The sequence below is a fragment of the Staphylococcus sp. IVB6181 genome (assembly GCF_025561445.1).
GTDB lineage: Bacteria > Bacillota > Bacilli > Staphylococcales > Staphylococcaceae > Staphylococcus > Staphylococcus simulans_B.
Map to the genome: position 1 here is coordinate 1,114,089 of NZ_CP095096.1, position 14,913 is coordinate 1,129,001.

19 protein-coding genes are annotated in these 14,913 nt (G+C 36.1%); 11 read left to right on the top strand and 8 right to left on the bottom strand.

Annotation, left to right across the window (positions count from 1 at the left end; translation table 11 throughout):
- Positions 1-59: 59 nt before the first annotated feature.
- The 3 genes from MUA90_RS05205 to MUA90_RS05215 form a co-directional block, all read right to left on the bottom strand.
- Positions 60-965, bottom strand: a complete 906-nt coding sequence (locus MUA90_RS05205; RefSeq protein ID WP_316959807.1) for an IS3 family transposase — start codon at positions 963-965, stop codon at positions 60-62.
- Complete coding sequence (locus tag MUA90_RS05210; protein ID WP_262587362.1) at positions 932-1,456, bottom strand: transposase; 525 nt, start codon at positions 1,454-1,456, stop codon at positions 932-934. Before MUA90_RS05210 ends, MUA90_RS05205 begins: the two co-directional genes overlap by 34 nt.
- Positions 1,457-1,529: 73 nt before the next feature.
- Positions 1,530-2,516: an FUSC family protein gene (locus tag MUA90_RS05215; RefSeq protein ID WP_262588596.1), complete on the bottom strand. Its 987-nt coding sequence runs from the start codon at positions 2,514-2,516 to the stop codon at positions 1,530-1,532.
- Positions 2,517-2,736: 220 nt separating this feature from the next.
- Here MUA90_RS05215 and map point away from each other — a divergent pair, with 220 nt between their 5' ends.
- The 5 genes from map to MUA90_RS05240 all read left to right on the top strand — a co-directional run bounded on the left by map (position 2,737) and on the right by MUA90_RS05240 (position 6,399).
- Positions 2,737-3,501, top strand: coding sequence for a type I methionyl aminopeptidase (map, locus tag MUA90_RS05220; protein ID WP_232167989.1), 765 nt, complete (start codon positions 2,737-2,739; stop codon positions 3,499-3,501).
- A gap of 126 nt (positions 3,502-3,627) precedes the next feature.
- Positions 3,628-4,023 (top strand): hypothetical protein, encoded by a 396-nt coding sequence (locus tag MUA90_RS05225; RefSeq protein ID WP_114603035.1) that lies wholly within the window; start codon positions 3,628-3,630, stop codon positions 4,021-4,023.
- A gap of 15 nt (positions 4,024-4,038) precedes the next feature.
- On the top strand, positions 4,039-4,740 hold the full coding sequence (gene liaF / locus MUA90_RS05230; protein ID WP_262588597.1) for a cell wall-active antibiotics response protein VraT: 702 nt from the start codon (positions 4,039-4,041) through the stop codon (positions 4,738-4,740).
- Complete coding sequence (locus MUA90_RS05235) at positions 4,737-5,780, top strand: sensor histidine kinase VraS (RefSeq protein ID WP_114603037.1); 1,044 nt, start codon at positions 4,737-4,739, stop codon at positions 5,778-5,780. Before liaF ends, MUA90_RS05235 begins: the two co-directional genes overlap by 4 nt.
- Entirely contained in the window at positions 5,770-6,399 is a 630-nt protein-coding gene (locus MUA90_RS05240) for a response regulator transcription factor VraR (RefSeq protein ID WP_105994268.1), read from the top strand. Before MUA90_RS05235 ends, MUA90_RS05240 begins: the two co-directional genes overlap by 11 nt.
- Positions 6,400-6,484: 85 nt before the next feature.
- Here MUA90_RS05240 and MUA90_RS05245 read toward each other — a convergent pair whose 3' ends face one another.
- The 4 genes from MUA90_RS05245 to MUA90_RS05260 all read right to left on the bottom strand — a co-directional run bounded on the left by MUA90_RS05245 (position 6,485) and on the right by MUA90_RS05260 (position 9,230).
- Positions 6,485-7,063, bottom strand: a complete 579-nt coding sequence (locus tag MUA90_RS05245) for a beta-class carbonic anhydrase (protein ID WP_114603038.1) — start codon at positions 7,061-7,063, stop codon at positions 6,485-6,487.
- Positions 7,064-7,268: 205 nt separating this feature from the next.
- Entirely contained in the window at positions 7,269-8,348 is a 1,080-nt protein-coding gene (locus tag MUA90_RS05250) for a YihY/virulence factor BrkB family protein (RefSeq protein ID WP_262588598.1), read from the bottom strand.
- A 119-nt stretch (positions 8,349-8,467) separates the two neighbouring features.
- On the bottom strand, positions 8,468-8,758 hold the full coding sequence (locus MUA90_RS05255) for a YtxH domain-containing protein (protein ID WP_114603040.1): 291 nt from the start codon (positions 8,756-8,758) through the stop codon (positions 8,468-8,470).
- A gap of 7 nt (positions 8,759-8,765) precedes the next feature.
- Complete coding sequence (locus MUA90_RS05260; RefSeq protein ID WP_105994272.1) at positions 8,766-9,230, bottom strand: low molecular weight protein-tyrosine-phosphatase; 465 nt, start codon at positions 9,228-9,230, stop codon at positions 8,766-8,768.
- A gap of 234 nt (positions 9,231-9,464) precedes the next feature.
- Here MUA90_RS05260 and MUA90_RS05265 point away from each other — a divergent pair, with 234 nt between their 5' ends.
- The 3 genes from MUA90_RS05265 to MUA90_RS05275 all read left to right on the top strand — a co-directional run bounded on the left by MUA90_RS05265 (position 9,465) and on the right by MUA90_RS05275 (position 11,506).
- A complete protein-coding gene (locus MUA90_RS05265) occupies positions 9,465-9,671 on the top strand; it encodes a DUF1128 family protein (RefSeq protein ID WP_105994273.1) in 207 nt (68 codons plus the stop codon).
- 36 nt (positions 9,672-9,707) lie between these two features.
- Positions 9,708-10,946, top strand: coding sequence for an aminopeptidase (locus MUA90_RS05270; protein WP_262588599.1), 1,239 nt, complete (start codon positions 9,708-9,710; stop codon positions 10,944-10,946).
- A gap of 62 nt (positions 10,947-11,008) precedes the next feature.
- Complete coding sequence (locus MUA90_RS05275; RefSeq protein WP_114603056.1) at positions 11,009-11,506, top strand: acyl-CoA thioesterase; 498 nt, start codon at positions 11,009-11,011, stop codon at positions 11,504-11,506.
- A 97-nt stretch (positions 11,507-11,603) separates the two neighbouring features.
- Here MUA90_RS05275 and yfkAB read toward each other — a convergent pair whose 3' ends face one another.
- On the bottom strand, positions 11,604-12,767 hold the full coding sequence (gene yfkAB, locus MUA90_RS05280) for a radical SAM/CxCxxxxC motif protein YfkAB (protein ID WP_262588600.1): 1,164 nt from the start codon (positions 12,765-12,767) through the stop codon (positions 11,604-11,606).
- A 174-nt stretch (positions 12,768-12,941) separates the two neighbouring features.
- Here yfkAB and MUA90_RS05285 point away from each other — a divergent pair, with 174 nt between their 5' ends.
- The 3 genes from MUA90_RS05285 to sgtB all read left to right on the top strand — a co-directional run bounded on the left by MUA90_RS05285 (position 12,942) and on the right by sgtB (position 14,743).
- Positions 12,942-13,109, top strand: a complete 168-nt coding sequence (locus tag MUA90_RS05285; RefSeq protein ID WP_162912128.1) for an SE1561 family protein — start codon at positions 12,942-12,944, stop codon at positions 13,107-13,109.
- A gap of 115 nt (positions 13,110-13,224) precedes the next feature.
- Positions 13,225-13,752 (top strand): type 1 glutamine amidotransferase domain-containing protein, encoded by a 528-nt coding sequence (locus tag MUA90_RS05290; protein WP_262588601.1) that lies wholly within the window; start codon positions 13,225-13,227, stop codon positions 13,750-13,752.
- Positions 13,753-13,930: 178 nt separating this feature from the next.
- A complete protein-coding gene (gene sgtB, locus MUA90_RS05295) occupies positions 13,931-14,743 on the top strand; it encodes a monofunctional peptidoglycan glycosyltransferase SgtB (RefSeq protein ID WP_262588602.1) in 813 nt (270 codons plus the stop codon).
- Positions 14,744-14,913 lie beyond the last annotated feature (170 nt).

A 14,913-nucleotide genomic window follows, 5' to 3' on the forward strand; every position in this document is an offset into this window, starting at 1 on the left:
AAAAGGTCACCTTTCAAGGTTTGTGTAGTGAACCCAAAAAGTTGAACTTTTTGATTAAGCTATTTTCCTAAGGCAAGATTTCTGTATTCAACAGGAGTCTTGCCTTTTAAATTTACTTTTCTTCTTACGTTATTATAGTAATTGATATATTTGTGTATTTCTAATTCCAACTCTTCATAAGAATTAAATTCTTCTCCATAAAACATCTCTTGTTTTAATAGGCCAAAGAAATTCTCCATTGGAGAATTATCATAACAGTTCCCTTTACGCGACATACTTTGAAATATATGATTGTCTTTGAGCGCTTTTACCCAAGCTTTATGCTGGTAGTGCCAACCTTGATCAGAATGTACTGTAGTCCGATAATTTAATTCAGGTATATTTTTAATAGCCTGATTTAAAGATGACAAAGCACATTCTAAATTTGGGTGCCTACTAATAGAATAAGCGATGATTTCTTTTGAAAATACATCTAAAACAGGTGACAAATAAAGCTTTGTATTTGTATTCTTAATATTGAATTGAGTAATATCTGTTAATAATTTTTGATAAGGTCTATCTGATACAAATCTTCGATTTAGTATATTTTTAGCGACTTTTCCAGTGCTTCCTTTATAAGATTTATAGTTTCTGCTTCTATGGTTAAACTTTGTGCATAAAAGTTTATTTTCTCTTGTTATTCTTAAAACTTTCTTATGATTAACTATAATCCCCATTGCATGAAGCTCTAAGGTAATTCTACGATAACCAACACGTTCATGATTTTTTTCGATAATTTCTTTAATCAACTTCAGCAGAGGTGCATCCTTATACTCTTTTAAACCTAAATTGTTTTTCCAATAATGATAGCTGCTTTTAGCTATATTGGCTACTTTTAGAATATGATTCAGCTGATAATCTTTCTCTTTCCTTAACTCAATAATAGCTGAAACTATTTCTTTGTTTGATTTTTTCGAGCTAAGGATTGTAACTTTTTTTCGAGTTCAATTTGGATTTCCAACAATTTATTTTCATAACGTAGTCTTTCAAGTTCTTCTCTTTCAGTTTCGTTTAATGGTTGGTTAGACGATTCACTCTTCTTATTTTTCATGGCTTTGGACACACGACCTTTCGGTTTTGGTTTTAAGCCAAGAATACCATACTCATTAAATTTCTTCTGCCATTGAGCAATTAAGGAAGGGTTAGGAATATTAAATATTTTCGCAGTTTCTTTATACGATAAATGATGTTCCAATCGGTATTCTATGATTTCACATTTTTCTTCTTTTGAATATTTTCTTTTTGTCATACCAAAAGTAAGACCTTGAATACCGAAGGTATCGTACTGATAGATCCATCTTTCGATATAAGAATGATGAATATTGTACTTTTTAGCTAATGAACCATAACCAATTTGCCCGCTTTTGTATTCTTGTAATATTTTAAGTTTGAAATCTAAACTATAACTTTTATTCATAATTAAACACCCCAAAAGTTGAATTTTGTAGGTTCAACTTTTGGGGTGCAGTACATTGGAAGGTGACCTTTCTTTACGCATAACGCTCATCTAGAATACGATACGTCATTAATATTTCGTATATGATATGGCTTTTGACTTGCTGCTTCTCAAATTCATCTAAACGAATAATACTTTGTTTTAATGTTTCGGAACAATTATCTTCACGTTCGAAGCCGCCGGTTTCAATAATCTCATCAATACTTTCTGCTATTTTCAATATGGCTTGTGTTTCTTTTTCTGTAAAGGTAAACTCTGTTTTCTTAGGCAGATAAACAATATTAGATAAATGCGTAATAAAGAGACGGTCAGTATGCGCACGGTTGGATAAGCCTTTTAATTTCACCCAATCTTCTTGGTCTTTGTGGTATTCGAGCTCATCTTTTTGATAACGAATCAATGTATCTACACGTAAAATCGCTGAAAGCAGTTTTTCTAATTTTTGGTTGGTTTTAGTAGAATTGAATTTTCCGTTCACTAATTCTTTAAGACGCAAACTGTATAAGTGATACATATCTGTTTCGACTTTTTGTGCTGATTGTGCGACTTGATCGTAATAACGCGGCGGCAAGATAACTAAGTTTACCAGACCTGCAGTGACCAAACCGATTACCGCTGTTAATAGTCGTGAAAAGAAATTAAAGAAGTAATGATCGCCGATACCTGGAATCATTGCCATCGCAGTCAAGGTTGCGACCGTAATACCGTCATGCAATTTCAACTTTGCACAAATAAAGATTGTACAAGTTGCACTCATCGCATAAGCAAGTGCAGATTGATCACTGAAGATATACGTAAACAATACCGCCAGCAATGCACCGATAACGGTAGCAGGCAGTCGTTTATAGCCTTTTTTAAGTGAAGCTTTAGCAGTGGGTTCAATCGTAACGATTGCTGTGAGTGTGGCGTAGATTGGATTTAAGTTTAAAGCCATACAGAAGAAGGCGGTTAAAAAAGTGGCAAGCCCTGTTTTAATCGTCCGAGCTCCGATAATTTTGTGATACCATTTGTCCTTTGTCATTTCTTATTCCCTCGCTTGATATTCGCAACTCAGTTGAAACATACATCCATTCAACAGGCAGACATTCTTCTACCTGTGTTGTACAAATTTAGTATAACAAACATTTTTTGATATAATAAGGAAGAATGAGTATCAATTATGATAAATTCGTATTATAGTGAACTTTATAAAGCGCGTGTACGCTTAACTAATATTTTATGTATAAGGAAAGGGATCTCACATGATTGTAAAAACAGAAGAAGAACTACAAGGATTAAAAGAAATAGGCTACATCTGTGCATTAGTCAGAGATACAATGCAAGCCGCAACTAAACCAGGTGTCACTACAAAAGAATTAGATGACATCGCAAAAGATTTATTTGAAGAACATGGTGCTTTATCAGCACCTATCCATGATGAAAACTTCCCAGGACAAACATGTATCAGTGTTAACGAAGAAGTAGCACATGGTATTCCAGGAAAACGCAAAATCCGTGAAGGGGACTTAGTAAATATCGATGTCTCTGCATTGAAAAACGGCTTATATGCGGATACTGGTATTTCATTTGTAGTTGGGGAACCAAGCGATCCGATGAAACAAAAAGTATGCGAAGTGGCAGAAGAAGCATTTGATAATGCGATGAAAAAAGTAAAACCAGGCAGCAAGTTAAGCCAAATCGGCAAAGCAGTTCATGCGACTGCACGCAAAAATGATTTGAAAGTCATCCGCAACTTAACAGGCCATGGTGTCGGCAGTTCATTACATGAAGCACCGAACTATGTCTTGAACTACTTTGACCCCAAAGACAAAACATTGCTTAAAGAAGGTTTAGTCTTAGCCGTTGAACCATTCATTTCTTCAAACGCAACATTTGTGACAGAAGGTAAAAATGATTGGGCATTTGAAACAAGCGATAAAAGTTATGTGGCACAAATCGAACACACAGTGATTGTGACGAAAGACGGCCCATTGCTTACTACTAAAATCGACAAAACTGAAGCATAGTCTGCAGATAGAGATGCATTTGATGCATGTTTAGGACTAAAGTATGAAAGTAAAATGGTTCCAGAGCCTATTAAGAGGCTGCTGGAATTATTTTATAATGGAATCAATAATAAATGAGGTGGTTCCATGAATATATTGAGTCTTTACTTAGAAAATTTCTATCACAGTACAATCAGAAACAGTATTGTCAATTGCCAAGAGCATTTGAATCGAAAATTGCACTCAACACAGCAATATATCGCATACTTAAATCGTAAAAGAAAAAATATTGTTGAATATATCGAAAAACTGACAATGGAAGTTGAAAATAAATATATCGATTTAATGGATCAGTATCAGATTTCAAACATCCAACGCATGGAAAATATTGATAATGCTGAATTATCAGCGTTGATGGAAGATTTGAATGAAGCGGAATCTGACTGTGCAAAAATTGAAGCGGACCTATCACGTCAAAACAAAACACGAATTACATTAGAAAGAGAATGTGATATGATTGCACAAATGAGTTTAGTTGCATAGAAAAGGTGGCGAAACATGACAAATAAATATATTTCAACAGAAATGTTGATTATCTTTACCGCATTAATGATTATTGCCAATTTTTATTATATCTTTTTTGAAAAAATAGGCTTCCTGCTCGTTCTGTTATTAGGGACGATATTAATCTATGTCGGCTATCTGTACTTCCATAAAATCAGAGGGCTGTTAGCCTTTTGGATAGGGGTACTGATGGTCGCATTTACGCTGCTTTCAAACAAATATACGATTATTATCTTGTTTATTTTCTTAGTATTCATCATTATTCGCTATATCGTATTCAAGTTTAAGCCGATGAAAATTTTCGCAACGGACGAAGATGTGACGTCCCCGCAATTTATCAAACAGAAGTGGTTCGGCAACCAAAGAACACCTGTTTATGTGTATAAGTGGGAAGACTTGCAGATTCAGCATGGTATCGGCGATGTGCACATTGATTTAACGAAAGCCGCAAATATCAAAGAAAATAATACGATTGTGATTCGACATTTCATCGGAAGAATCCAAATTATTGTACCGATGAATTATAATATCAATCTGCATGCAGCTGCCTTTTACGGGAATGCAACGGTGAATCAAGAAACAGTAAAAATTGAAAACAATCATATCCAGTTGAAAGAAGAGACTAAAGAAGAAAACTATAATATTAATATTTATACTTCTACCTTTATCGGAGATGTTGAGGTGGTTTATAGATGAACCACTATATCAGAGCGATCGGCTCGATGCTGATACTGATTTACAGTATTTTAGCGATATTCTTTTTTATCGATAAAGTATTTGTTAATATTATTTACTTTCAAGGTATGTTTTATACGCAGATCTTCGGCATTCCGGTGTTCTTATTCTTAAATATCTTAGTGATATTAATGAGTATCATCGTAGGGTCTGTACTTGCGTATAAAGTGAATGAACAAAATGATTGGATCAAAGAACAAATCGAGCATTCGATTGAAGGGGAAGTCGTAGGAATCAACGATCAAAATATCGAGTTGTACCAAGAGACACTGGATATTTATCATACGCTTGTACCCTTGAATCAAGAATTGCATCGTTTACGTATTAAAACTCAAGATTTAACAAATGAAACGTATAATCTTAATGATGTAAAGGTAAAGAAAATTATTGAAGACGAAAGACAACGCCTCGCCAGAGAGCTGCACGACTCTGTCAGCCAGCAATTGTTTGCGGCGAGTATGATGTTGTCCGCAATTAAGGAATCACCCCTAGAACCGCCTTTAGACCAGCAAATCCCGACACTTGAAAAGATGGTCCAAGACTCGCAATTAGAAATGCGTGCTTTATTATTGCATCTGAGACCGTTAGGGTTAAAAGATCGTTCGCTCGGCGAAGGTATCAAAGACCTTGTTGTAGACTTGCAGAAGAAAGTGCCTATGAAAGTGGTCTATGACATCGAAGACTTTGAAGTTCCAAAAGGAATTGAAGATCATTTATTCAGAATTACACAAGAAGGTATTTCTAATACCTTGCGTCATGCTGAAGGTACTAAGCTGACAATTGATTTATTTAATAAAGATGATTATCTGTTATTGCGTATTCAAGATGATGGCAAAGGCTTTGACGTAGATGAAAAAATGGAAAAAAGCTACGGCTTAAAGAATATGCGAGAACGTGCGTTAGAAATCGGGGCAACACTGCATATTGTTTCATTGCCTGGTGCAGGGACAAGAATAGAAGTGAAGGCTCCATTGAATAAGGAGGAAAATGATGGCGATTAAAGTATTATTTGTCGATGACCATGAAATGGTCAGAATCGGCATTTCAAGTTATTTATCTACGCAACCTGACATTGAGGTCGTCGGTGAAGGCAAATCCGGGAAAGAAGCAATTGAAAAGGCGCATGAATTAAAGCCTGATTTGATTTTAATGGATTTATTAATGGATGATATGGACGGCGTAGAAGCAACAATGCAAATCAAGAAAGACTTGCCGCAAATCAAAGTGCTGATGCTGACAAGTTATATTGAAGATAACGAAGTCTACCGTGCATTGGATGCAGGGGTGGACAGTTATATTTTAAAAACAACAAGTGCCAGCGACATTGCAGAAGCAATCAGAAAAACACAGCGCAATGAAGCTGTCTTTGAAGCAGAAGTACTGGTTAAAATGCGTAATCGTATGAATCAGCGTGCAGAATTATATGAGCTGTTAACAGATAGAGAAATGGAAATCTTATTACTTATCGCTAAAGGTTATTCAAACCAAGAAATCGCAAGTGCCTCCCATATTACAATTAAAACGGTTAAGACACATGTAAGTAATATTTTAAGCAAGCTGGAAGTGCAAGACAGAACACAAGCTGTGATTTATGCTTTCCAACATGACTTAATTCAATAAACGAAAAGACAAGATTGAAAACTTTTGATTTTCAATCTTGTCTTTTCTTTAGTTCAAGCCGCTTTGATAGATGTGCTTGGACTGATTATTTATTTTGTTCTGCTAATTCATAACCGTCTTGAATTAAATCTAATTCACCCGTATGCGGATCGATAACTAGGCCGTGAATCGGGACGCTCTTATCAAATAGAGGGTGATGATATAACATATCGATGTTATGGCGTACGTTATCTTTAGCATCATCAAATCCTTCTAAGAAGCCGTCTACGTCGACACCTGAGTGTTTAATAATATCAAATGTTTCTTCAGTTACACCGCGTTCTTTCATCGCATCTTTAACTGTGCTGACATCTAAGCTGCCCATACCGCAGTCTTTGTGTGCCATGATAATGATTTCTTCGGCACCTAAAGCATAAATACCGACTAATAGACTTTTAATTGTTGAACCGTAGGGATGAGTAATAATTGCACCTGCGTTTTTAACAACTTTCAAGTCCCCGTTATTAAAGCCGAGCGCTTTTGTACCTAAGTCTTGCAAACGTGTATCCATACATGTAAATAGAACTGCTTTTTTATTCGGCTTTTTGCTTGTTGAATAATTCTCGAATTCTTTGTTTTCCACAAAGTCTTTATTATAAGATAAAATGCTTTCTAATAATGTCATTCGTTCCACACTTCCTGTTTCATTAAATTTGTACTTTTAGTTATATCAAGATGTGTTATAAGCATGGGGACACCTGCTATCAGATATCTGCCCAAAGACTCATTACCCAATATTATACAATAAAAAACCTAATTTTATCAAAAATCTAAGAAAAAAGAGCAAAATCACTTTGAATTATTACAAAATGATTTTGCTCTGAAATTAACTATTCTCTTTCAGCATGAGGGTTTTGAGCTTCAGAAAGTTCGAACTCTCTTTCCTCAAGTGAATCTTGATTTTTTAATGTTCTGCGCTGATTGATAATCGCGTTGATTTCAGCACCGACGATAATGATAAAGCCTGTGATGAACAGCCATAACATTAAGACGATGATACCACCGATACTGCCGTATGTTTTTGAGTAGTTCGCAAAGTTGCTGACATAGAAACCAAATCCTGCTGTACCTAAAATCCAAACTACTGAAGCAAACAGTGCACCTGGCAGTACAGATTTGAATTTGATTTTGATGTTTGGCGCAAGTGCGTACAATGTCGCAAACAGTACGAAAATAATAATAAACGGCAATAAGAATCTTAAGATACTGAATATCCATTTAACTTGGCTGTCTAAGCCTAACGGTCCGAATAATAAGTGGCCGATTTGCTGACCGAATACCGGTAAGATTAAGGCGATAATGAATACTGCGCCCATAATGACAGTAAATAGGACACTGATTAATTTTAAAACGATAGGATTTCTGCCGTCTTCAACATCATAGGCAACGTTGAAAGCGTTCATAAGTGCAGTCATACCGTTTGAAGCGGACCATAACGCTAAAATCAAACCGACAGATAAAATACTGCCGCTGGCGTTTTTCATAATATCTTCAATGATGCCCGATAATAGATCTGCTGTAGAAGCAGGGGCATTTTGAGTAATCATATTGACAATCTTATTGCGATCGATTTTAAAGAGCGGTAAAAGTGATAATAAGAATAATAGCATTGGGAAGAGCGACAACATGAAATAATAGGATAGTTGCGCTGCTAATCCCGCAGCATCATCTTTACCGATACGATAGATTAAAAATGATAAAAAGTTCGAATCTTTCGTATATTTAGCTGGTTTATTGTTTCTAGCCACAAAGAAAGTTTGATTAGATTTCTTTGGTGATTTCGACTGGAATTCTTGCGGTGCTACATAGTAATTATTATCTTCGTGCGTGATACCAGCAGACTTTTCTTTGACTTTTTGAAAAAGACTTTCGTTTTTTTCATGTTTGTCGTGGTCTGTTGATTTAGACATAATGTGTACTCCTTTATTACTTGATTAAATTGTATTTGAATTGAAAAAAGGGGGATAACACTAAGCGGACAAAGCCGCTCAGCTTACCCCTTTGTAATCAATTCCTGCAGCTTAAACAATTAGTTTAAGTGTTTGTCGTTTTGTTTACGTTGCTGCAACGTATTTTTAGCATCTTTAAGTGCGCGTTCTAATTCTGGGTTATTACGGCGGATTTCTTCAATCGCGTCTTTCCAGTACATGATTTCTTCTTTAATTAAGTTGAATTTTGAAGGTCCTCTGTTTGAAGATTTGCCTTCTTTCAAGTTTTTAAAGCTGTTTTGTAATGAAGTACGCGTATTTTTGTCAGCAAGTGTGATAGCTCCGCCGACTAATGCGCCTAATAAGATACCTGGTACTAATTTGTTATTCATAATTCATCTACCCCTCTTTTAGATTTGAGTCTTTAAGAATGTAATCAATTAAATTATCACATGATGATTGTATCATATCGAAGACACCCTCAAAGTTATTTGTATAGTAAGGATCAGGTACATCTTGTTCTTCCATGTCGCTGAACTCAAGCAACTTGAACAATTTGCCTTTTAAATTCGGATTGATGTGCTGGATATTCTCCACGTTGCTTTGATCCATCGCAATAATGTAATCAAAGTCATCAGTGGGTTCAAACAACTCGCTGATCATTCCGTCAAAAGGAATATTGTGTTCAGTTAAGATACGTTGTGTACCTTCATGCGGCGATTGTCCTAAGTTCCAACTGCCTGTTCCGCGTGATTCGACTTCGATACCATCGATGCCGCGATCTTTAAGGCGTTGTTTCATAATCGCTTCAGCCATTGGAGAACGGCAAATGTTGCCTAAACAAACAAATGCTACTGTAGTCATATTCTACCTCCATTTTGTTTCTCAGTTGGATAAATAAAGCGTATCATTAAAACAGATACAAGATGAACCTAACGTTCCATAGATAATATTTACCCGAACTCAGATGAAATAACCTACATATCATTATCTTATCGGTTTTTGTTCAACTTCTAAAGTCTTAAATAACATAACTTGATAAAAGTTTTCATGAATTGTACAGTTTGATAATATAAACGTATAAAGAGGTGAGTAAAAATGGCATCAAATAATAAAGACAAGATTGTTGAAATCAGAGAAAAGTTGAATGTGGTTAACGTTAACCTGATAGATCCTGATAAATTTGAAGATGCAGATGAAGACAAAATTGAAGAGATTCACAGCTTTGTAACTTCAAAAGATAATTTTTCACCGAGCGAAGTTACAGCCATCGCATCTGAACTAGGCGAATTACGACAATCATAAGATTAAACAACAGTCAGAATAAGGAGGAACTTTGTTATGTCGCAACTACAAGAAAAATTAAAACAATATGCACAATTGATAGTGGATGTTGGAATGAATGTTCAAGAAGGGCAACCTGTGTTTATCCGTTCATCAGTGGATGCATTGGATTTAACACATGATATTGTAGAGGCTGCTTATCAGCGCGGCGCATCTGATGTGCGTGTAAAATATGCGGATGATACACTATCACGTCTTAAATTCGAATATGAACCTGTTGAATACTTTGAACAAAATACATTAAAAGATTATGATGTTGCTGAACGTATGGATTATGTCGAAAGAGGAGCTGCAAACTTAGCCTTAATCAGCAGTGATCCGGATTTATTAAGTAATGCGGATAGTGATAAAAAAGCAGCCTTCAGCAAAACGTATTCTAAAGGTTTCAAAGGTTACATGGAAGCGAGTCAGAATAACGATTTCCCTTGGTGTGTTGTCGTTTATCCGAATAAAGCATGGGCACAACGAGTTTATCCGGAATTAAGCGAAAATGAAGCGTATGAAAAATTCATTGATGAATTATTAGATATCGTACGTGTAGACGGCAATGATCCGGTTGAAAACTGGAATAAACATGTCGACAACTTAAGCAAACATGCGAAATATCTGCAAGATAAACATTATTCAGCATTGCATTATATTTCTGAAGGTACAGACTTAACAATCGGCTTGCCGAACAATCATTTATGGCAAGATGCGACAAGCTTTACAAATAAAGGTCAAGAATTTATCGCAAACATTCCGACAGAAGAAGTCTTTACAGCACCAGACCGCAACCGTGTTGACGGTCATGTAACTAACAAACTTCCGCTTAGCCATAATGGTACTTTGATTGACGGCTTTACACTTACATTCAAAGAAGGAAAAGTTGTTGATTTCAAAGCAGAAAAAGGGGAAGATGTATTACGCAGCTTGCTTGAAACAGACGAAGGTTCTAAATATTTAGGCGAAGTTGCACTTGTCCCGGATGATTCGCCGATTTCAAATCGCAACCGTGTCTTCTACAATACATTGTTAGATGAAAATGCTTCATGCCACATTGCACTCGGTGCAGGTTATCCGTTTACGATTATCGACGGAACAACTATGTCACGCGAACAATTGGCAGAAGAAGGTTTGAACGATGCATTTATTCATGTTGACTTCATGATCGGCAGTGCAGATTTAACTATTTACGGTATTACACAAGACGGTGAAGAAGAAATCGTCTTTAAAGATGGCAACTGGGCATATTAAGTAAAAACAAAAATATATAAAGACAAAGGAGATCAATTGTGGAACAAAGAGAAAGTAGACCAATGTCAGCGTCAAAAAGTGTAAAGGATCGCCAAGTTTATCCGCAAGATACCAATCATCATCATACGATGTTCGGCGGCTTGCTGATGGCAAACATTGATGAAATTGCAGCAATTTGCGCAATGAAGCACAGTAGTTCTCCAGTAGTGACAGCTTCTACGGATTCAGTCGACTTTTTACTGCCGATTCGAAACGGAGATGTTATCTCATATGAAGCGATGGTTTCTTATGCAGGATCAAGCTCTATGGAAGTATGTGTGCAAATCATTTTAGAAGATGTGATGAATGACAAGAAATATATGGCAGCACTCAGTTTCTTAACATTTGTCGCATTAGATGAGGATGGCAAACCGACACAAGTGCCGGATGTTTATCCAGAAAATGAAATTCAAGAATGGTTCCACAGCACAGCACCTGCACGTGTGAAACGCAGAAAAGAACGCAGACAAGAAAGTAAAGATACTTTAGCTTTCTTAACGCAAACAAGACATATTGAATAATAAATAAAGAAAACCGGCGCCTTTAAAGTCTGAAACTAGACAATAAAGGTACCGGTTTATTTTAATAGCTGTTAAAGGTTATTGTGCAAAGATTATTTTATAATTGATAACCTTCAGCTTTGAATTTCTGATGCATTTTCTTTTCGTTTTTACGAAAATCTGTATCAGGATAATACATATTTTTTACAAGCAAGTTAGGGCCTAAACAATGCACAGGACTGCAGTGGCAATTTAAACTTTGTGCTAAGTCAGAAGCCAGCCACTTATCAAATACATCGGTTAAACGATCTGTTTTGATATTTGAAATAGAACCAGTCTCATCACCGAAGTCTGTCACAATGACATCTCCTGTGAAGACATTGACATTTAATCGGCTGCGGCCGTCAGGATCGTTGCGCAATGTCACATTTTTGGCTGAATGCAGCTGATTGAATAACTGTTTGTCGTCTTCATCTAACATACATGGATAAATCGGCAAGGTACCAAATAACATCCATACTGATTCATCGCGTATTTCTAATAGATAACGGATGGTATCTTTGATTTCTTGCAGACTTAATACGTTTAATTCGCTCGCAAAGTCAGAAGGGTACATCGGATGTATTTCATGTCTGCTGCATTTCATGTCGTTGACTACTTCGCGATGGATTTTTCCAAGGTAAGGTTTAGTGTTTTGATTCAGCATTGTCTCAGCTGATACAAACATCCCTTGTTCAGATAATGTACGTGCATTATCAATCATTTGTTCGTAAAGTTTCAATTTCGCTTTAAGCGGCGGTTGTTTTTCCATAGCGCCGAAACCGACGTTCGCAAATTCATCTGTAGTGCCCCAGTTATGTGAAATATGCATCACATCTATGTATTCAGCAATATCTAAATAACGATCTTGAGGCAGCGTCAAATTGGAATTCATTTGCGTATAAATACCGCGCTGATCTGCATATTTAAGCAACGGTTTAACGACATTTCGAATCGACCTTTTAGAAAACATCGGTTCACCGCCGGTAATAGACAATGTACGCAAGTTTGGAATTTCGTCTAAGCGGCGAAAAATCAAGTCCATCGGCAATGGGTCAGGGTCTCTGGTTTGCAGCGTGTAACCTACAGCACAGTGACTGCAGCGCATATTGCATAAGTTTGTCGTTGTAAACTCGATATTGCTTAATGCCAAGCTGCCGAATGCTTCGACATCGTTATATGCCTCCCATGGATCATTTTGAATTGTAATCGGCTTTTTCGTTTGAGTAGTTGGGCCAATCATTAGTTTTGCCTTCTTTCTATTGAATGTATTTCCTATTAAAAAAGGGGTAATGTGAAGTGGAAGTACTCATTCACAAAACATTTTAGTCATTTCATATTATTAATACTCTAGTGAATTTTGTCAATTGCATGTTAAGATATTATTATATTTTTAAAAAAGGAGATTACCATGAATATGAGTGAAAATGATTTAATCAGCAACGTCAAAACAAGATTATCTGAATTTGTAGAGGAAATCGATCATGTAGATCCTGATAAAGTAAGCGTTGAAGATGTAGATGAGTGGATTGGTTTATTAGACCAATTAGAAGAAAAAGTAAAATTGTATCAACGCGAAAAATAAAGCCTATTGCGGTGCTATGTTTAAACTTTGCTGCTTTCGTCTATACTATAAATATAATCGATGAAAACAAAAATGATAAATATATTATTGTTAATTAGAGAAAGGTGATTAAATAATGACACAACCCGTAGCAATTATTTTAGGTAACGACTTTGAAGATATTGAATTAACAAGTCCAAAAGAAGCTATCGAAGAAGCAGGCTACAAAACAGTTATTGTCGGATCTGAAGAAGGCGAAGAACTTGTAGGTAAACATGGTACTAAAGCAAAAGCAAATGTCGGCATTGCAGAAGCTGACCCAAGCGACTATTCAGGTCTATTAATCCCTGGCGGTTTCTCACCAGACCATCTTCGCGGAGATGTAGAAGGCAGATTCGGTACATTTGCTAAAGCATTTATCAAAGAAGACGACCCAATCTTTGCGATTTGCCACGGTCCTCAAGTATTAATCGATACTGACGACTTAAACGGCCGTACGCTAACTGCAGTATTAAACGTACGCAAAGACTTGGACAACGCTGGCGCAACTGTTAAAGATGAATCAGTTGTAATTGATAAAAACATAGTAACAAGCCGTACGCCTGATGATTTAGATGACTTCAACAAAGCAATTGTTGACACTTTAAAGAAAAATGATGAGTAATAAATAAATTTTTGCCGGGGCAGTTGAAGCTGCCTCGGTTTTTTACATATATTGCCTTATTTTTGGCTACTACTCAAGACCGATTTTGATTAAAATCGTATAATTCTTATTTCATATCAAGCGTTTCTCAATTATAATATGTGTGAATTACAAAAAATATGATTGAGGAGATCTGTGTATGAAACGAAGCGAAAGGCTGTCTAGATCTAATCACGATTCTAGAAATAGCACACAGAATACACCCCATTATAATACTTATTATCAACCCGTAGGCACACCGCCGAGGAAGAGAAAAAGCAAAGGGTTATTTTTAAAAATTTTATTAGGACTGATTATCATCATTGCGCTGTTTTTAGGTGCGATGTATGTATTATCTTCTCGTGCAAATGTTGAAGATTTAAAAACAATTGAAAATAAATCCACATTCGTACCGATTAATGATATGCCTGAATACACCAAAGGTGCATTTATCGCAATGGAAGATGAGCGCTTTTATGATCATGGCGCATTTGATGTCAAAGGTATTTTCAGAGCCTTGTTTACGACACTCAGCGATCAATCGGTACAAGGCGGCAGTACCATCAGCCAGCAAGTTGTTAAAAATTATTATTATGGAAATGAACAAAGTTTCACCAGAAAGGTCAAAGAAATTTTAGTAGCCAGCCGTATGGAACAGACTTATTCGAAAGAAGAAATATTGAGTTTTTACGTCAATAATATTTATTTCGGCGATAACCAATATACGGTTGAAAGTGCCGCGAACCATTATTTCGGTACAACGACAGTTAAGAACAGTCAACACATGCCGACCATTTCTGTACTGCAAAGTGCAATTTTAGCAAGTAAAATCAATGCACCGAGCGTATATGATGTCAACAACATGTCGCAAAACTATATCAACCGAGTCAAAATCAATTTAGAGAAAATGAAGCAGCAAGGCTACATCAACGATGAACAATATAAAATAGCACTCGCACAATTAGGTGTCTGAATTTAGGCAACCGGATAACATCATCCGGATTGCCTTTTTTAATATGAAATGAAGTTTTGTTAGGACAAGTGAAGATTTCATTTTCTTTGTTATACAAGGGGTATAACGCTATAAATGTGACCGCATTTGTTTTACAATAAAGGACGAATACTTTTAACAACGTACAGAAA